At 62.4% G+C, this 17,268-nt stretch carries 17 protein-coding genes; 8 read left to right on the forward strand and 9 right to left on the reverse strand.

From position 1 onward, the window contains the following. Positions 1 to 89: 89 nt before the first annotated feature. A complete protein-coding gene (locus ACXR2T_RS15610) occupies positions 90 to 1,853 on the reverse strand; it encodes an ABC transporter ATP-binding protein (RefSeq protein ID WP_458811827.1) in 1,764 nt (587 codons plus the stop codon). Between the two features lie 73 nt (positions 1,854 to 1,926). Continuing rightward, positions 1,927 to 3,039 (reverse strand): DegT/DnrJ/EryC1/StrS family aminotransferase, encoded by a 1,113-nt coding sequence (locus ACXR2T_RS15615; protein ID WP_458838430.1) that lies wholly within the window; start codon positions 3,037 to 3,039, stop codon positions 1,927 to 1,929. Between the two features lie 69 nt (positions 3,040 to 3,108). Here ACXR2T_RS15615 and ACXR2T_RS15620 point away from each other — a divergent pair, with 69 nt between their 5' ends. Genes ACXR2T_RS15620 through ACXR2T_RS15630 form a run of 3 tightly spaced genes read left to right on the forward strand, consistent with a single transcriptional unit; the run spans position 3,109 to position 6,133 of the window. Beyond that, positions 3,109 to 3,804 (forward strand): glycosyltransferase family 2 protein, encoded by a 696-nt coding sequence (locus tag ACXR2T_RS15620; RefSeq protein ID WP_458838429.1) that lies wholly within the window; start codon positions 3,109 to 3,111, stop codon positions 3,802 to 3,804. 11 nt (positions 3,805 to 3,815) lie between these two features. Then, the gene (locus tag ACXR2T_RS15625) at positions 3,816 to 4,196 is read left to right on the forward strand and encodes a DUF2304 domain-containing protein (protein ID WP_458838428.1); all 381 of its coding nucleotides are present in this window, start codon (positions 3,816 to 3,818) and stop codon (positions 4,194 to 4,196) included. Between the two features lie 2 nt (positions 4,197 to 4,198). Continuing rightward, the gene (locus ACXR2T_RS15630; RefSeq protein WP_458838427.1) at positions 4,199 to 6,133 is read left to right on the forward strand and encodes a DUF6541 family protein; all 1,935 of its coding nucleotides are present in this window, start codon (positions 4,199 to 4,201) and stop codon (positions 6,131 to 6,133) included. Here ACXR2T_RS15630 and ilvA read toward each other — a convergent pair. The 6 genes from ilvA to ACXR2T_RS15660 form a co-directional block, all read right to left on the reverse strand. Then, positions 6,130 to 7,377, reverse strand: a complete 1,248-nt coding sequence (gene ilvA, locus ACXR2T_RS15635) for a threonine ammonia-lyase (protein WP_458838426.1) — start codon at positions 7,375 to 7,377, stop codon at positions 6,130 to 6,132. The genes ACXR2T_RS15630 and ilvA overlap by 4 nt on opposite strands. Continuing rightward, positions 7,374 to 8,564 carry an AI-2E family transporter gene (locus tag ACXR2T_RS15640; protein ID WP_458838425.1) on the reverse strand — a complete coding sequence of 397 codons (1,191 nt, stop codon included), beginning with the start codon at positions 8,562 to 8,564 and terminating at the stop codon, positions 7,374 to 7,376. Before ACXR2T_RS15640 ends, ilvA begins: the two co-directional genes overlap by 4 nt. A gap of 76 nt (positions 8,565 to 8,640) precedes the next feature. Further along, the gene (locus ACXR2T_RS15645) at positions 8,641 to 9,015 is read right to left on the reverse strand and encodes a cupin domain-containing protein (RefSeq protein WP_458838424.1); all 375 of its coding nucleotides are present in this window, start codon (positions 9,013 to 9,015) and stop codon (positions 8,641 to 8,643) included. Further along, on the reverse strand, positions 9,012 to 10,433 hold the full coding sequence (locus tag ACXR2T_RS15650) for an NAD(P)/FAD-dependent oxidoreductase (RefSeq protein ID WP_458838423.1): 1,422 nt from the start codon (positions 10,431 to 10,433) through the stop codon (positions 9,012 to 9,014). The genes ACXR2T_RS15645 and ACXR2T_RS15650 overlap by 4 nt, the downstream gene beginning before the upstream one ends. Before the next feature lie 108 nt (positions 10,434 to 10,541). Then, a complete protein-coding gene (locus ACXR2T_RS15655; protein ID WP_458811855.1) occupies positions 10,542 to 10,760 on the reverse strand; it encodes an HPP family protein in 219 nt (72 codons plus the stop codon). After that, positions 10,757 to 11,539 (reverse strand): CYTH domain-containing protein, encoded by a 783-nt coding sequence (locus tag ACXR2T_RS15660; protein WP_458838422.1) that lies wholly within the window; start codon positions 11,537 to 11,539, stop codon positions 10,757 to 10,759. Before ACXR2T_RS15660 ends, ACXR2T_RS15655 begins: the two co-directional genes overlap by 4 nt. 62 nt (positions 11,540 to 11,601) lie before the next feature. On the opposite strand from ACXR2T_RS15660, the gene ACXR2T_RS15665 reads away from it, so the two are divergent. The 5 genes from ACXR2T_RS15665 to ACXR2T_RS15685 all read left to right on the forward strand — a co-directional run bounded on the left by ACXR2T_RS15665 (position 11,602) and on the right by ACXR2T_RS15685 (position 15,557). Continuing rightward, positions 11,602 to 12,213: a hypothetical protein gene (locus ACXR2T_RS15665; protein ID WP_458838421.1), complete on the forward strand. Its 612-nt coding sequence runs from the start codon at positions 11,602 to 11,604 to the stop codon at positions 12,211 to 12,213. Between the two features lie 125 nt (positions 12,214 to 12,338). Further along, on the forward strand, positions 12,339 to 12,629 hold the full coding sequence (locus tag ACXR2T_RS15670) for a helix-turn-helix domain-containing protein (RefSeq protein WP_458838420.1): 291 nt from the start codon (positions 12,339 to 12,341) through the stop codon (positions 12,627 to 12,629). 449 nt (positions 12,630 to 13,078) lie between these two features. Continuing rightward, positions 13,079 to 13,996: a type II toxin-antitoxin system HipA family toxin gene (locus tag ACXR2T_RS15675; RefSeq protein ID WP_489945559.1), complete on the forward strand. Its 918-nt coding sequence runs from the start codon at positions 13,079 to 13,081 to the stop codon at positions 13,994 to 13,996. A 650-nt stretch (positions 13,997 to 14,646) separates the two neighbouring features. Then, positions 14,647 to 15,258 (forward strand): hypothetical protein, encoded by a 612-nt coding sequence (locus ACXR2T_RS15680; protein WP_458838418.1) that lies wholly within the window; start codon positions 14,647 to 14,649, stop codon positions 15,256 to 15,258. An 80-nt stretch (positions 15,259 to 15,338) separates the two neighbouring features. Further along, positions 15,339 to 15,557: a hypothetical protein gene (locus ACXR2T_RS15685; protein WP_489945557.1), complete on the forward strand. Its 219-nt coding sequence runs from the start codon at positions 15,339 to 15,341 to the stop codon at positions 15,555 to 15,557. A gap of 562 nt (positions 15,558 to 16,119) precedes the next feature. On the opposite strand, the gene ACXR2T_RS15690 is transcribed toward ACXR2T_RS15685, so the two are convergent. Then, complete coding sequence (locus tag ACXR2T_RS15690) at positions 16,120 to 17,028, reverse strand: hypothetical protein (RefSeq protein WP_489945558.1); 909 nt, start codon at positions 17,026 to 17,028, stop codon at positions 16,120 to 16,122. Positions 17,029 to 17,268: the final 240 nt, after the last annotated feature.

A 17,268-nucleotide genomic window follows, 5' to 3' on the forward strand; every position in this document is an offset into this window, starting at 1 on the left:
GTCAAGTGTTTCGGCAGTTGAACGCCGCGGCCGCCCCTCGACTGGCGAGTTGACAAACATAGAAGAATCAGAATCCACACGCGTGGCGGCTACTTGCTCAGCTCGCCCGCGAGGCCTGCGAGGGCGACCTGCTCACCAAACGATGGGTGCGCAAGTGCCACCTCGCTAAAGGTTCCCTGCGCAGCGATCCGGCCCTCATCGAGGTAGCAGACGCGGTCGTAGTCCTTGATCGTCGAGAGCCGGTGCGCCACCGAGATGAGAGTGACCTCGCCCTGCAGGTCGCGAATCGCCTTCGTCACCTCGTCCTCGGTTTTCGTGTCGAGCGAGCTGGTCGCTTCGTCGAGCACGAGCACGAGTGGGTCGGTGTACAGAGCCCGAGCGATGCCCAAGCGCTGCTGCTGGCCGCCCGAAAGCGAGACACCTCGCTCGCCGATAGGTTCGTGGATTCCACCGGCGCGCGAATCGAGCAACGTGGCAAGCTGGGCGCGTTCGAGTGCGCGATGCACTCGGTCTTCGTCGATCTCGTTGGTCCACGTGAGGGCGACGTTCTGCGCAATGCTGCCATCAAACAGTGCGACGCGCTGCGGCACGTAACCGACCCGCCCGCGCCACTGGCGCAGCACGTTCTGCAGCGGTTCGCTGTCAAGCAGAATCTGCCCGTCAGAGGGCTGACTCAGCCCCAACAGCAGGTCGATGAGCGTCGACTTGCCCGCCCCTGAAGGCCCCACAATGCCGATCGATGAGCCCAGCGGCACGTCAAGTGACATGCCACGAATCACATCGCTTTCAGCTCCGGGGTATCGAAAGTTCACATTGTCGAGCACGAGGCGTCGCGGGGTCTCAGAGAGTTCGGCCGAATCAGCGGGCGTTTGCGAGGTCTGCATGTCTTCTTCTGCGGCGATGAGGTCACCCACCACGTCAACGGCGCCTGGCAGGCTTGCTGTCGCCTGTACGATGCCGCCCTGCAGTCCCGTGAGTGCGGGGATCAGCCGAAAGCCAGTCGTCGCAAACAGTGCGACCGATGCCAGCGCTGCCTCCATACCGCCTTGAAAGTACGAGAACCCGCCGATGAGCGCGATTCCACCCAGCAGCGCCGTCTCGAATGCGAAGCCGGGCAGCACACTCAGAAACGAGCCGTTGGCGCGCGCCCTGGTGCCGTGCTTGCGGTTGTCGTTCACGAGTTCGGCGACTTCGCCCAGCCTGTTGCGCAGGCTCAGCTCCTTCAACGCCTCGATCATCTCGGTCATCAGGTTGGCGACCCGATAGCTGTAGTCCCGGTGCACTTGCCCGGCTTCGAGCGCCCGTTTGGTCACGATGAAGTGCACCAGCATCATCACCAGGGAGAGGTATACGAACGCGATGACCGAGGTCATCGGGTCGGCCACCACGAGCACCCCGAGCACGAGAATAAACGTGAAGAACGATGAGGGTACGCGCATCAACGGCAGAATGAAGCCGGCCATTGCGTTCGCGATGCCGGCGTCGGCGATACGGGTGATCTCTGCGACGGTGCGCTTAGAGCGCTGCTCCCAGCTCGAACCAATGTATGCCCGAAACAGTCGGTCACCGACCTCCAGCTCGTACTTCGCGAAGCGGCGTGTGGCGAACCACTGCAGCACGACGTTCAGGAACGACTTCAGCGTCATGAGACCGAGCGAGATCAACACCAGCGCCGGTGCCGCGTCGGGCCCGAGCGACCCGATGAACGGGATCGTGATCGAGTTGCCGAGCAGCATCGGGCCGATCGTGACGGCGAGCAGCGCCATGCCCACCGCGTCAAGCGTGGTGATGAGGCTCGTCGCCACGATGTATCCGACGAAATAGCGCTGTGCGCCTCGCGGAAGCAACGGCATGAGCTGCCGAAGTACGCGCCAAATTGCTTTCATAATGTGGTGAGACCTGCTCGCTCGTGCGAGACGCTGCTCGTTACGCTCCCGCCGTAAGAACCGCGGTCACGCCCGCGATAATGCGATCAACGTCGCCCTCACCCAGTGACGGGTGCACGGGCAGCGACAGCACCGAGGCGGCAGCCTTCTCGGTCTCGGGCAGCTCGAGGCCGGGCGCAAACTTTGCGAGCGAGGGCAGACGGTGGTTGGGGATCGGGTAGTAGACGCCCGCCCCAATGTTGTGCTCGGCCTTCAACGCGTCGCGCAGGTGGTCGCGCTCTGCCGCATCAACACGAATCGTGTACTGGTGGTACACGTGCACCGCCTCGGGCGCGACGTACGGCGTCACCACGCCGTCGAGCCCCGCAAGCCCGTCGTTCAGCGCCGCGGCATTCGCCTGGCGCTGCGCGGTCCACGCATTCACCTTGGTGAGCTGCACGCGCCCGATCGCGGCGTGAATATCGGTCATGCGGGTGTTAAACCCGATCACCTCGTTGGCATACTGCGTCTCCATGCCTTGGTTGCGCAGCAGGCGCATGTTGCGTGCAATCTCAGCCGTGGCGCAGGTGACCATGCCACCCTCACCCGACGTCATGTTCTTTGTCGGGTAGAGCGAGAACATCGCGAAGTCACCCAGCGTGCCGACAGGGCGACCCGCCCATGACGCACCGTGCGCCTGCGCCGCATCTTCGTAGATCGCGAGGCCGTGCTTCTGTGCAATTGCCTCGATCTGGTCGACCAAGAACGGGTGGCCATACAGGTGTACGGGCATGATGCCCTTGGTGCGCGGGGTGATCGCGGCCTCAACCGATGCCGGATCGAGCGTAAAGGTGCGCGCATCGATGTCAGCGAACACGGGGGTCGCGCCCGTCAGTGCGACCGAGTTACCCGTCGCAGCGAACGTGAACGACGGCACAATGACCTCATCGCCCGCGCCTACACCCGCGGCAAGCAGCCCGAGATGCTGCCCGCTCGTGCCCGAGTTTACGGCGACCGTTTCGCGGCCCTGCACAAAGTGTGCGGCGAACTCCGTCTCAAACGCCGCGACTTCGGGGCCCTGTGCGATCATGCCACTGCGCAGCACACGGTCGACGGCCTCCCGTTCTTCGTCACCAATGATGGGCTTCGCAGCGGGGATAAAGTCGACAGACATATAGTTTTCACCTTTCGCGTGCGCGCTGACAACAGGAATACGCACACAATCGTCTGCCAGAATACCCTTATGAGCTTTGAACCCGCGGCACACGACGGATCTGCCGCCACAGCTTGGGTGGTTATTCCGCTCTATAACGAGGCAACCGTCATTGCAGGCGTGATTCATGATCTGCTTCCCGTTTTTACCAACGTCGTGGTCATCGATGACGGTTCGAGCGACGGATCTGGCGCGATTGCGCGTGCCGCCGGCGCCCACATCGTCACCCACCCGATTAATCTCGGCCAGGGAGCGGCGCTCCAGACGGGTTTCGACTACGCGCTTGAACGCGGAGCCGAGTACGTTGTCACCTTCGACGCAGACGGGCAGCACCGAGTCATCGACGCACACGCGATGCTCGAGCGCGCTCAGGCTGAGAAGTTGGCGATCGTGTTTGGTTCGCGTTTTCTTGATGACCGTACAAAGCCCGGCATTCTGAAGAAGATTGTACTCAAGACGGCCGTCGCCGTCACCAACATCACCACGCGCACCAGGCTCACCGACGCCCACAACGGGTTGCGCGTGATCCGTGCCGACGCGCTGCGCATGTTTAAACTGCGACAAGACCGCATGGCTCACGGCACCGAGATCGTTGTGAAGCTCGGCAAGACCGGGCTGCCCTACGCTGAGTACCCGGTCGAAGTGATCTACACCGACTACTCGAAAGCGAAGGGCCAGTCGCTCTTGAACTCCGTGAACATTCTCGTCGATCTGATCATCAGGTAGGGGCCCGCAGCGTGACTCTCTTTCAGTTTCTCCTCATTGCGGTCATCATTGTTGCCGCCGTGCTGGCAGTACGGTTCTTGCCCGGTGAGCGTTCGCTCGCGCTCAAGCGCATTTTTGCGATCCTGTTCGTCATCGCCGCGGTCTGTGCGATCCTGTTTCCCACCGTGCTCACCAGCATCGCCAACTTCTTTGGCATCGGCCGCGGCACCGACCTGCTGCTCTACCTGTTCATTGTGGCCATGCTCATCTTCGCGGTCGCCACTGTGCGGGCGAAGGCGCGCAGCGATGCACGGGTCACTGATCTGGCACGAGCGGTCGCGCTGATGGAGGCGCGCGCGCTCGAACACCGCAGCAACGACACCGACACCAACACCGACAAAGAAGACATCTAGAGATGATCGCTTGGCTGCACATCGTCCCGGCGTTTAGCGTCGCCGCTGCTCTCGCTATCCTGCCAGGCCTGCCCATCGCTGCCGCACTGCGGCTGCGCGGCCTCTCCCTCGTGGCCGGATCAGTAGCTGCATCGTTCGCGGTCATAGCGCTCGCGTCGTTCGCGGCCCCCGTCGTGGGCCTCGGCTGGGGGCTTGTGCCCATCGCTATTGTGACCGCGGCGGTGACGGCTTTGGCTCTCGCTGTGCGGCTGTTCGACCGCAGGCCGGTACCCGCGTATGAGGGTGCCGCGAACCCCAGGCGACTCGCGTATATCGCGGCCTTTCTCATCGCGGCGGCGCTGATCTCGTTCGTGCTGGTGCGCGCGATCGGGCAGCCCGAGATCTTCTCGCAGTCGTACGATAACGCGTTTCACATCAACGCGGTCGCGTGGATCCTCGAGACCGGCAACGCGTCACCGCTGGCAATGACCATGGTGACGCCCGAGGCGAGCCAGTCGTTTTACCCTACGCTCTGGCACGCCGTGGTCTCGCTCGTCACCAGTCTGAGCGGCGCTTCCATTCCCCTCGCCACCAATGCGGTGAGCCTCGTGACCGCTGCTGGCGTGTGGCCGATCGCCATCTTGTTCTTTGCGCGCCCGTTCTTTAGATCGAACGTTGCGAGTATCCTCGCGGCCGGCATCCTTGCCGCCGCTTTCTCGGCTTTCCCGTATCACCTGTTCTCCTGGGGCATCCTCTACCCCAACCTGCTGTCGGTCGCGCTACTGCCCATCGCCCTGGGCTTCTTGCACGCGGCGCTGCGCCACCACGCCCTCGCCGAAACCGGTCGTATCGCCGCCGTGTGGGTCGGGTTTGTGGGTGCGCTCGGGGCGGCCGCCCTCGCCCACCCCAACGCCGCGCTCGGTCTGGTCGCCATTTCGGTGCCGCTATTCATTGTGGTCGCCCGCGAGAACTTCAAGCGATTGGGCAGCTGCCGTGCGGCATGGTGGCGGCTGGCTGGCATTGCCTTCACGCTCATCGCGATGGGTGTCATGTGGTCACAGATCAAGACCGGCGACAGCAGCCGCGCCTATAACGCCAACTTTGTGGTGGCGGCGCTCGGCGCGGTCACCAACTCCCCCATCACCCGGGCCACAGCGTGGTTTGTCACCGTGTTGATGCTCGTGGGTATCGTGATGATCTGGGTGCGCCGCAAACACCGCTGGTTGGTCGTCTCCTACGCCATCACAGTGATGCTCTACGTCATTGTCGCCTCCACTACCGGGCCGTTCCGTGACCTGTTCACGATCGGTTGGTACAACGACGTGAATCGACTCGCGTTCCTCTTGCCCATCACGGCGATGCCGCTCGCTGTCTACGGCGCGGGCGTGATGCTCGACCTGGCCCGCTCAGGCGCTGCTGACGCGCAGTGGGTCAGCCCGCTGAAGCTCTCGAGCTCGGCCCGGCAGGTGGCTGCCGCAACTCTCGTACTTCTTGTCATTTTGACCGGTACCCGGGGGCCGAGCATGGAGGCCGTGCGCGACGACGTGAGCGATATGTTTACGCTGACCGAGGGCTCGGGCATGGTCTCGAGCGACGAGTTCGCGCTCATGTCACGCCTGGGCGACACCACCCCCGACGATGCTCTGATCGCGGGCAACCCGTGGAACGGGTCGTGGCTCGCCTACGCGGTCGGCGACCGCCATGTACTGTTTCCGCACCTCAAGGGCCTGTACACGGCCGAAGCGATGGAATTCGCTGCAACGTTCAGGGATCTGAATCCCGCCGACGCATGCAAGCTGATTAGCGATCTCGGTGTGACCCACGTTATTGGCTCAGACGACCCCACCTACGACCGTGGGGGCGCACAGTTTAAGGGTCTCGACGACATCAAGAAGACGGCGCCGCTCACGGAGATTGACCGTGAGGGCGCCGCCCACCTGTACAAGGTTGACTGCTAGTAGCGCTCGCCCACCCGTACCACGTAGCCCGCGTCACGTAGCGCCTGTGCGACCTGCTCGCCGTGCTCGTGGCCGCGGGTCTCTACGTGCAGCTCAAGCTCGACCTCACTGACCGGCAATTCGGTGGCGTGGCGCGTGTGAATCACCTCGACAACGTTCGCGTTGTTCTCGGCGACGATTGTCGCGGTGCGCACGAGCTGGCCGGGCTGATCCGGCAGCAGAATGCGCAGCTTGGTGTAACGCGCCGAGGCCGCGAGACCGTGGCCAATCACGCGCTGCAAGAGCAGCGGGTCGATGTTGCCGCCCGATAGCACGGTCGCGGTGACGCCCGAGGCCGAAACTTTACCCGCGAGGAGCGCGGCGACGCCCGCGGCACCCGCGGGTTCAACGACCAGCTTGGCGCGCTCGAGGAGCATCACGATGGCGCGCGCGATGTCGTCGTCACTCACGGTGACGACCTGGTCAACGTACTTGCTCACCACGTCGAAGTTGCGGCTGCCGGGGCGCGCGACCGCGATGCCATCAGCGATCGTCGACTTCGTCTGAATGGTGACGGGTTCGCCGGCCGCGAGCGACGCCGGGTATGGCGCAGCGTTCTCAGCCTGCACGCCGATCACCCGAATGGTGCGGCCGTTGGCCTCAGCCCACTGCTTCGCGGCCGCCGCGATGCCTGCGATGAGCCCGCCTCCGCCGATGGGTACGACGAACGTCTCGATCTCGGGGGCGTCGGCCAGCATCTCGAGTGCGACGGTGCCCTGGCCTGCGATCACGGCCGGGTCATCGAACGGGGGAATGAACACGGCGCCGGTCTGCGCAACGAACTCCTGCGCAGCCTTGTTCGTCTCGTCGAATGTCGCTCCCACGAGCTCGACGTTTGCGCCATAGCCCTTCGTGGCCTGGAGCTTGGGCAGCGCGACGCCGCGAGGCATGAAGATCGTGGCTTTGATGCCGAGCTCGCGGGCGGCGTACGCGACGCCCTGGGCGTGGTTGCCGGCCGACGCCGCCACGACGCCACGCTCGCGCTCTTCGGGGGTGAGGCGTGTGAGCCTGTTGTAGGCGCCGCGTAGCTTGTAGGCGCCCGTGCGCTGCAGGTTTTCACACTTCATGTAGACGCGCGAGACGCCCAGGCTCTCGGCGAGGAAGCGTGACGACTCGAGCGGAGTGCGGCGCGTTACCCGGTGCACGACCTCGAGGGTCTGTTCAAACTCGGCCAGGGTGGGTGCGGTGTAGCCCTCGGTCATCATTGTCCTTCCTTGCGAATAAACTTGGCAAACGATTTGGCGCGTTTCTTGGCCGCTGTTCTGGTGTGTGCGCGCCTGTGATATTCGGCCACCGGATCAATGCCCGGCGTCCACGCTTTCTTCACGAATGTGTTGACGATCGCGTTCGCAGAGGCCGCGAGCGGCACCGCGAATAGCGCGCCCGGGATCCCGGCGAGCAGCGCGCCGGTCGACACCGCGAGCACCACGCCGAGCGGGTGCACGCGCACCGCGCTGCCCATGACGAGCGGCTGCAGCACGTGGCCCTCGATCTGGTTCACCAGAATCACGACGCCCAGCATGATGAGCGCGTTGACGGGGCCGTTGTAGATGAGTGCCACGAACGTGGCGAGCAACCCCGTCGAGATCGCGCCGAGAAACGGGATAAACGAGCCCAGAAAGACCAGGATCGCGATGGGAATCGGCAGCGGTACACCGAGCAGCGCGGCGCCGACACCGATGCCGACAGCGTCGACGAACGCGACAAAAATCTGCACGCGCACATACTGTCCGACCGACACCCAGCCGGCGCTGCCCGCGGCGTCGACGGGGGCGTGTGCCTTCGCCGGCAAGAACCCGAGCACCCAGTACCAGATGCGCTTACCGTCGATCAGCATGAAGATCAGCGAGAACAGGGTGAGGAGAATACCTGCGATGAACTGGCCGGCTGAGGTGGCGACACCGAGCGCACCGTTCCATATCTCAGACTGGTGCCCCTCCACCGTTTTCATGAACTGCGCCATGAACCCGTCGACCTGTTCGGCCGAGAAGCCAAACGAGTTACCCTCGACGGTCTTGAGCGTTTCTTTCCATACCTCGGTCGAGCGCGCGGCCAGGTCGTCAAAGCCGTTGCGCATCTGGGTCACAATGAGCCACACCAGCACCCACACCGATGCCGCGAACGAGGCCAGGGCAACGAGAATGCCCACGCCGCGCGGCACCCCGTGGCGTTCAAACCAGTGCACGACTGGCGCAAGCAGCGCGGTGAGCAAGATCGCCACAAAGATGGGAATCACGATGATGCGCACCTGCACGATGAGCCAGAAGAAACCGGCGCACGCCAGGCCGATCAGCATCAGCCGCCATGACCAGGCCGCGGCGACGCGCACTCCGAGGGGGAGCTCCTGCTCCGCGCCCCCGGCGGGGCCTATCTCACCTCTGTGTTCTTCCACGTCACAATCCTACCGATCACCCGCTGTACGCCAGGAATACGGCGCAGCGGGCGATCCGGATCAAAAGCCTGGCAGGTTACTCGGCCGCGATATAGATTTTGCGGATGTGCTCGCGCACGTTCCAGCGCGTGCGCGTGCCGCCGACGAGGCGCATCGCGTCGCCCGCGCGCACCGTGATCTCGCGGCCCGCTTCTGCGCCCGACAGGATCTCGATGGTAGCCTCACCCGAGAGCACGACGAAGAGTTCGTCGACCTCGGTGTCGGTAACGACGCCCGCGCGCAGCTCCCAGATGCCAAGCTCGGCGCCCGCTACGGTCCCGAGCTCGGTGACGCCCTGCTGGGGAACCCCCGCAACGGTGTCGGCCTCGGGCACCGCCTCGAGGGCGACGCCCGCCGTGAGTGCGCTGACCGCGTGGTTTCGCCCCTCGGGCAGCAGCTCAGCCGCGCTCACGAGTCGAACCCCAGGCCGAGCGCGTCGAGCGTTTTGAGCAGCACGTTGCGTTTGCCGTCGTTGTGGTCGGCGCGGTCGAGCGACCAGCGGGTGAGGTTGATGCCGATGGAGGCGGCGGGCTCGGGCGGGAAGGGCAGGGGCACCTGCTTGACCATTTCGAGCTCGGTGCGCTCGGTGACGCGGCCCTCGAAGCGGTCGACGAGCACGTCGGCCGCGAAATGGGTCGCGCCCACCCCCAGGCCGGTGAAGCCCGAGACATACTGCACGCGGCCGCCGTGAGCCTGGCCGAAGAACGCGCAAAACCGCGTCGACGTGTCGATGACGCCCGCCCAGCGGTGGCTGAACTTGACGCCCGCTAGCTGCGGGAAAGTGGTGAAGAAGTGGCTCGCGAGCTTGCGATGGCTCTCCATGCGGTCTTCGTATTCGCGTTTGATCTTGCCGCCCGAGAAGTAGACCGCGTCGTAGCCGCCCCACAGAATGCGGTTGTCGGCGGTGAGGCGCGAGTAGTGAAACTGGTTAGCCATGTCGGCGAGGCCCTCGCGGCCGTCCCAGCCGATCGCTGCGAGCTGTTCAGCTGTGAGCGGTTCGGTCATGAGTACGTAGTCATAGACGGGCACCGTGTGAAACCGGTAGCGCTTCAACAGAGACGGAAACACGTTGGTGCACAGCGCGACGCGTTCGGCCGTGACCGTACCGCCTGTTGTGGTGAGCTGCATGGGGGTATCTGCCGAGCCGTCAAGCCGCTGCACCGGGGTGCCCTCGTGAATCTCGACGCCGATCTCGGCGGCGTGGCGCGCAAGCTCTGCGGCGAGCTTTGCGGGGTGCAGGTTGGCGTTCTCGCGGGGGGCGAACTCGCCGCCTAAGAACGTGGGCGAGTTGATGCGGCCCTGCACTTCAGCCTGATCGAGCACCTCGACGGTGGGGTCGTCGCTTTCACCGAGCCAGTCGACCTGGTGCGGCGCGTTCGCAACCGACAGCTGGCCGGTGCGCTCGAAGTCAACATCAAAGTTGTTGTCGGCGAAGAACTTCTCCATCGCGTCGAGGTTCTCGTAGCCCAGGCGGCGCAGGGTGCCGGTTTCGTTAGGCCAGCGCGACTCGGCGTTGGGTTCGCCGTGTGTGATGCTCGCCTCGCAGAACCCGCCGTTGCGGCCCGAGGCCGCCCAGCCCACCTGCACGGCTTCGAGCAGCATCACCCGACGGTCGGGGTGCTCGGTCTTGAGCTTGATCGCGGTCCACAGGCCCGCGTATCCGCCGCCGACGACCACGTCATCGACGCGGGCGTCGTGAGCGAGTACGGGGTAGCGCGCGGCTTTACCCGCGACGTCGTCGATCCAAAAGCAGCCGAGCTTAGTGCCCGCGAGCGCGTCTTCAACGATCTTGGCTGCGGGGCGGTTCGTTTCAAAAATGGTGGGTTTCATGGAGTCCTCGTCGTCGATGTCCACTCACGATCATTGCACACCTCGGACGATCTGTAAATGCCAATGTCAACGCAAGTGACATTGGCATTTTGTGGCGCGTGTGCGCCGCTACTCGGCGGGTGGCTTCATGATCGCACCCGTCGCAAGCCCCATAGCGAGGCCGGCGGGAAGCCACAGCCAGAACTGAGTGAGCAGACTGAGTACGAGGCCCATCGCCAGCCCCATGCCGATTCCCACAAACATCTGCTTGCGCTTCGCCTCGGGCGACGGCTCATCGCCCTTACTGCCAGGCTGCTTGGGCTTGTTGTTCTTGGGGCTGCGCGTCATACTTCAAGGGTACGCGCCCGCGCCTGATCATCGGCGTCGAGTGCCTCGAGCGCACTGATCTGCGCCGGGCTCGCACCGCGCTGCTTGGCGACCACCACGAGCTGCCCCGAGGCCCGAGCGATCTTCGCGAAACTGAGCGACGGCACCGCCCCCGCTGCGAGCAGCAGCGGTTCCACCAGGGCGAGCACCGCGGGGTCCTCCCCCAGCACCAGCTCAGCCTCCCACTCGCGCCAGGCTCTGCGCACCCCGCCAGCCGTATGATCGATGCCGAGCACACGGTCGTCTGCGAGCTCGATCACCGGCTTGCCCGTCTGCCGCACGAGCGTCGTCACTCGGGTGGTGCGCATCTGCGCAAGCGGTTCGAGCTGCAGCGTCGCGACCACAGGGCCAGCGACCGCTGCACCCGCTTCACCCGTGTTACCCGCCAGCAGCTCGTGCAGTTTCGCGATCAGCGCCTCGGGCGCCTCGGGCGCGGGTGGCCAGGCGACCTCCCGCACGCCACCCGAGAGCCGTTGTTTCACGTGCCACCCTGCGTCGTGCCCACCGCTGCGCTCGCGCACGGCTATGCCGGCGCGGGCGAGGGCGCGATCCGGAGTGTCAAAATAGGTGGCCCGCAGCTCGTGTGTCTCGGGCGCATCGAGCGTGAGCCCGAGCGCCGCATAGGCCTCGGCCCGCGGCATGACCGCGTGCTCAGGCACCTCATACTTGCGCTCGACCTCGATGGATTCGGCGCCGTCGTTGCCTGCCGCGCCGGTGCTTGCCGCCTCGTGTGTGCTCATGCCCCCAGTTTATGGGCCGCGCTCGCCGGGGCGCGGGGCATCGCGCGCGATAAACTTGCCCCATGGCGAGTGACAAACAGACGCGCGAGGCGTGGCAGCGTGCCGCGCTCGCGTGCGCCGCGGCCGCTGAGGCGCTGCGTGAAGCTGGCATCGCGCCCGAGGCGCTCGCCGAGTACGTGCCCGAGCGCGGCACATTTCTGTGGCGCCGCAAAGCGACGATGCAGCCACTCGGCGAGGCTTGGCGCCTCGGCACGCTGCTGCTCGGCGGCGACGGCGCGCTCTACGCGCACGGCCACTCCACACGCGCGGCCGAGCGCGGGCGCCCCAGCTTTCAGTCGGAGTCGCGCGAGGAGCGCCGCGAGATCGCGGCCGCCGCACTGCGCGGCGGCTACGCAGTCGGCTCCCCCGTGAGCTTCGATGCGGTGCCACTCATGACGGCCGCGGGCGCGCCCACTAACGCGCTCACCCCTGATCTTGATCCGGATCGTGCCGTTGCGGGCCGCGTCGATGCAGACAGCGCCGGTGCAGACAGCGAGTTGCCAATCGGCTTGGCCGACGGCGAGGTGCGAGTGCGCTGGCGCGCGGGCGCCCCGCTCGCCGGGGCACAAACCCTCGCTGCGTTTCTCACGGAGCGCGTCGATCTGCTCGTGCATCCACCGTTCTCACGCGACTAGTGCCTCAGCCGATCGAGCTCGTGACACGGTTCACGATGCAGCAAGATCCATCGCAAAGGTGCCAGTAATCTGTCAGCTTTAACGCAAAAGTGTTACTATTCTGGCAGATCTGAAGGGAAGTGATTATGGTGGTTCCCTCTGCGCCCGTACAACGTGCAATGGAGACAGTGGGTGAACACGTCACCACGATGCGGAAGCTCAACAGCCTTACCGCGAAACGCACAGCAGCTCGCGCTGGCGTGAGTTTGACCACGCTACGGAAATTTGAGCGGGGAGAGAACATTGGGTTCGCTGCGGCTCTCGAGATTCTCCGCGCTGTCGGCCTGCTTGACCCTGTCGTCACGGGCGCTGACCCGCTGCAGTCGGCCCAGGGTCGAGCACGGCTTGCCGCGTTTCTTGACGGGCACCGTTCATGAACGCCACCGAATCTGAGCGGGTTGAGGTAGAGGTGCAGCTGCCTGACGGGAGGCAGGTAAATGCTGGTTGCATTGAACAGCTCCTCATTAAGCCGCGCCGTCAGCCGGTTATGACGTTTCGTTACTCACAGTCCTACCTTGCTGACCCGCTCCGGTACGCACTATCCCCTGACCTTCCACTCGATACAGCGTTACATGTCCCCGCGGTACACCTCAACACTTTCTTCGCGTTTCGTGATGTGCAGCCAGACCGGTGGGGCACCAGGCTGATTGAGTCTGCCGAGCGCCGCACCGCGCGCAAGGAGGGCCGGCGCCCGCGCCGACTCACCGACCTCGACATACTTCTGCGAATTCCTGATGAGACCAGGCAGGGTGCGCTACGCTTCTCACGCCCAGGATCACCAGCGGAACAAGCAGCAAATATCGTCGATACAGATTTCCTCCCATGGATGGCTACGGTGACAGGACGAGTCGAAACCGAAGAGGAACTCGACGAGCAAGCTCTCCGCTTGCTCCCGACCGGCACCGGCGCAGGCGGAGCTCGACCAAAGTTCACAGTGAGGCTTGACTCAGGTCGCCTAGCTTTAGCGAAGTTGCCCAGCCGAGACGACAGGTGGGATGTCGCACGTTGGGAGGTAGCGACCTCGCGAGCCGCAGCACACGCAGGGATCAACGTGGCCCAAATGAAGTATGTGCCCGGCCAAGGTGGCTCTGATGGTGTTTCGTTGCTGGAGCGATTTGACCGGGACGAGAACGGCTGGCGCATCGGGTACCGAAGCGCCGCCGGCCTTTTGCAACTTTCTGATGCAACAGATTTCACCTACGCTCAACTTGCATCTGAAGCACTCGCTGTCTCAGAGAACAAAGTAAAGCTTGGAGCCGAGCTCTTTCGACGCGTCGCTTTTACCGTCCTGGTCAATAATGCCGACGACCACGCCCGCAACCATGGTTTTCTCCGCACAAGCGCCGACTGGGCTGCTTCCCCTGCTTTCGATGTGATCCCGCACCCAGGCGAGCTCGAGGGCACTCCCATTAACCGGGAGGACGACCCTCACGACCGCGATCTGCGGCTCCTCATCGCTGATCGAGACCGCTACGCAATAACCATCGATCAAGCCTATGAAGCTATTGCTAAGGCGGCCGACGCAGCAACCCGCATACCTAGATACGCAAGTGAGCTTGGCGCGACCGATCGGGAGCTAGATCTGTTTGACATCGTTTTTGGGGCGGACCGTATCGCTGCGGCTCAAGAACTCGTTGAGAAGTCAGCCGCCGCTACAGCTCAGAGCACTGGCGATGGACAGGTGCGTGACAAACGTGGCCGTTACACGAAAGTCGATAACAATCGGGACGCGGAATCGCCGTAGGCTTTGCATCTGTGGCGGCACCTACCCGGCAGCGTGCGGGCGGCACGATACCCCAATAAGTAAGTGCCCTGGAGAGGAATCGAACCTCCTCGGAGCTAAACCACCTGGTCAGCATCTATAAATGTGGCTTCGTCTCAACCCTTTTGGATTACTGGGGATTGGTTCATTCTGCACGTTTTCGGGGCGATTGTTGTCAGATTTGTTGTCAGATCATGCTGGGTGGACCTGGACACGTGTTACACATGTGCAGCTCGCACCTGAAATGCGGGATGGGGGCGTGTGAACCGCACCCCCTTGGCCAATTGTCATCATCTTGTTGGACCCAACGATATGGTCACCACATGATCAAAGACGATCCCGAGCTCATCACCAACGGCTCCTGCCCCAAATGCCGACAAGGAACACTCTTCTGGTGGGAAGCTTGGTGGGAATGCAGCAAATGCGAAGAAGTGGAGTTTCCTAGGGTCACAATTTGAAGTAAACGCGCACGAGCTCCGGATCGAGTTTGTGAGATCACCCATGATTTGATGGCGCGGTGATGATGGGAGTTCTCGCCCGATCAATTGTCGCTCCTAGGGTTCCCACTTCATCCATCATTTGGCAGCTAAATAGCCCATTTAAAAGTAGTAGAACTCGACTAGGCTGACCATATGACTCGCCTCGCCCCTTATTTGGATGTGGAATCTTATCTAGAGACGCTCCTGGAGACCTTAGAGCTACCCGCTGCCGAGTTTGAAGTCATTTGCTCAACGGTTTTAAGTGAGTACATGCATACACAGCAGAACTTGGATGCTGTGGAATCCAAGCTCGATTTACGGGTCCGATCTTTACATTTGCTGTACGATGCCGGCATTCGAGACGGCGTTGATAAAGTGCTTCAGGACATCCAATCAAAAGCTGAAATTGATGACCTTAAGACGTCCCGTATTCGATCCCTCCTACGTGACGCTTCAGCACAAATGCTCAAGCTAGAGGCCATCGAAGGGCGAGACGCAATTTCCCCTCTCCTCAGATTCTTTAAATTTGCAATAGATCTTCGCGTTATTGACTCCAAGGCAGAGCACGCAGCTGTCCTTCCCTTAGTGTCCGCACGGTTCGGGTTTGACGATCAAGTCGCTTCAGGAGGGCATACAATCAATTTCCAGATTACGCCCACGGAGCTGCGACAGCTTTCTGAAGAAATTGCAGAATTGTCTGCCTCAGTTGCCAAGTTTGAACGTGGTGGTAATGATATTTCAGTTCTGAACCTGGAGGAACATTGATCTGGTTCTTACAAGAAGCTACATCCGAATCAGGTTCTTCGGGTTCAGCACTCCCGGTTATCGCAGCGGTCGTATCTTTCTTGACTGCGGTGATCATGGTCGCTGGACCTCCCCTGATCAAGAAGCTCTTTCCATCAGATCAGACATTGAACGAGATTGCCCGTGAGTCTGTCACCACCACCAAGACGGCTCTTGACTCCGTACACAGTTTGCTCGACAAATCACTCATCTCGATCGAGAAGACGACAGCTTCAATGAATGAAAAGCTTGATGAAGTGCGTCACAACACACGCAAATGAATCTAGGATATCCTGAGGCCCAGGAGGAGGTTTCGTGATGATTATTATTTCTGAAGTGGTGGTAATTGTCGCGGGACTAGTCATTGTTCTGCTCGCACTTGGTTCTGCCGTGGCGGCCCGCATTCGGGAGCGGAAGCAGGAAACAGAACTGGCGGAGGCTTTACAGGAAATGGCGAATTCCGCGCTCGCCCTCACCGTTCTCTTAGCCGATAGCACCGAATCAACGTCCTGCGCAAAGTCTCACCTTCTTACAAGGTCGCTAGCGCATAGCTACGTCGGATCGGAATGGAGGAAGAGTCAGGTGACCTCTTCGGTAGGTCCGTGGTCCTCAATGTTCGTTTTTGTGGCCCCGTCAGCCACTGCACAATGGTGGACATCAGTGAGGCAGCCGCGCTCTCCGGATTCAGTGCCACGGCAGGAGCTCTTTGAGAAGTTTACTTCCGGTTTCGACGCCCATGAATCCCTTTGGCCTCAAACTAACACTTTAGAGCCGCTATCGGCATAGCTGCATAGAAACCCGTATTGCCCCTCTCTGGCCGAAACCAGAGAGGGGCAATACTGTTTACCAACTGCGACGATGCTCCGACGCCTGCTGCTCCACGAACTGATCAATCTTTCGATCAGCTACGACAGCCATCGTGCCAATCAGCCGTTCATTCACGTCCCGCACCACCAGCGTTGACGGCATTCCCTGATTAACCACGATCTCCGCGATACGGGACTCGAGTCCCGAAAACGCATCCAGACGGTTGCCGGTCTCGGCCCAGATCTGCCGGTTACGGTCACGCTGATCCGGCTTACCCGAGATGAACGCTTCCCACTGAGTCTCAGGCTCAGCAAAACGCGTGATCGGTGGACCGCCCGCATAAATGCCGGTATCAAGACCGCCACCATTTGCGAAGGTGAATAGGTTCCCGTCCGCAGACTTCGGCGTGCCCAGACTCGAGAACGTCTCCGTCACATTCTTCACAATGTTCACCACCTTGTCACGCATCTGAGCGTTCTGGATCGCGAACCACGAATCCCAGAAACTCTTGTCATTCGCGGTGATCGCCGTCGACTTACCCGGCATATGCTTCGCCACGATCTCATCGATCTTCGCGTTCGCGTCCTTGTTGTCGCCGTACACGTACGCAGTTTTGTCATCGATCTTCACCACATTCACGCCGTCAATATCTTTGAGCGCGTCAGCAGTCTCAGCATCGACCTGCACAATCTTCTCCGGCGCAATCCCATCCACCGCCGACGCGACCTGCTGCATCGCCTGCTCCACTTCAGCCGACGACGACACCAGCCCGTCAGCCCACGCCGCAGCCACCCCAGGATCCTCACCCAACGCAACCCGCATATCAATCACCCGCTGCCGGCCCTCATCAAGAATCGCGTTCGCAGCCTCCTGATCACCCGTCATCAGCATCGTCGCCCCAGCAGACTGATTCGCCGCCGATGCCACATCGAGGAGCGCTTTCACCGTGTTGCTGCCTGCCTCAGTCGTAATGTCAAGTGAAGCGCCGCCCTCCTCAAAAACACCAGCGAGTTTCCGGTACTCGTCCTGCAACCGGATTGGCGAATAGCCGTATCCCGTAACGCTAGTGTTTAGCCGTCCCTTTTGGTAGCGCCTGTGGGTTGACCCGGTGGGTTGACCCGGTAGCAGACGTGGGAGTGCCCGGTAGCGGTCACGCGCCCGCGTTGCCGGCCCGCGCTAGGTTGG

It is taken from the genome of Leucobacter faecis, from assembly GCF_054456635.2.

What these genes read in the sequence shown, in the direction of transcription:
- ACXR2T_RS15610 (WP_458811827.1), bottom strand. Translation starts at nt 1,853, where the DNA reads ATGCCGTTGCTTCCGCGAGGCGCACAGCGCTATTTCGTCGGATACATC.
- ACXR2T_RS15615 (WP_458838430.1), bottom strand. Translation starts at nt 3,039, where the DNA reads ATGTCTGTCGACTTTATCCCCGCTGCGAAGCCCATCATTGGTGACGAA.
- ACXR2T_RS15620 (WP_458838429.1), top strand. Translation starts at nt 3,109, where the DNA reads ATGAGCTTTGAACCCGCGGCACACGACGGATCTGCCGCCACAGCTTGG.
- ACXR2T_RS15630 (WP_458838427.1), top strand. Translation starts at nt 4,199, where the DNA reads ATGATCGCTTGGCTGCACATCGTCCCGGCGTTTAGCGTCGCCGCTGCT.
- ilvA (WP_458838426.1), bottom strand. Translation starts at nt 7,377, where the DNA reads ATGATGACCGAGGGCTACACCGCACCCACCCTGGCCGAGTTTGAACAG.
- ACXR2T_RS15650 (WP_458838423.1), bottom strand. Translation starts at nt 10,433, where the DNA reads ATGAAACCCACCATTTTTGAAACGAACCGCCCCGCAGCCAAGATCGTT.
- ACXR2T_RS15655 (WP_458811855.1), bottom strand. Translation starts at nt 10,760, where the DNA reads ATGACGCGCAGCCCCAAGAACAACAAGCCCAAGCAGCCTGGCAGTAAG.
- ACXR2T_RS15660 (WP_458838422.1), bottom strand. Translation starts at nt 11,539, where the DNA reads ATGAGCACACACGAGGCGGCAAGCACCGGCGCGGCAGGCAACGACGGC.
- ACXR2T_RS15665 (WP_458838421.1), top strand. Translation starts at nt 11,602, where the DNA reads ATGGCGAGTGACAAACAGACGCGCGAGGCGTGGCAGCGTGCCGCGCTC.
- ACXR2T_RS15670 (WP_458838420.1), top strand. Translation starts at nt 12,339, where the DNA reads ATGGTGGTTCCCTCTGCGCCCGTACAACGTGCAATGGAGACAGTGGGT.
- ACXR2T_RS15675 (WP_489945559.1), top strand. Translation starts at nt 13,079, where the DNA reads ATGGCTACGGTGACAGGACGAGTCGAAACCGAAGAGGAACTCGACGAG.
- ACXR2T_RS15680 (WP_458838418.1), top strand. Translation starts at nt 14,647, where the DNA reads ATGACTCGCCTCGCCCCTTATTTGGATGTGGAATCTTATCTAGAGACG.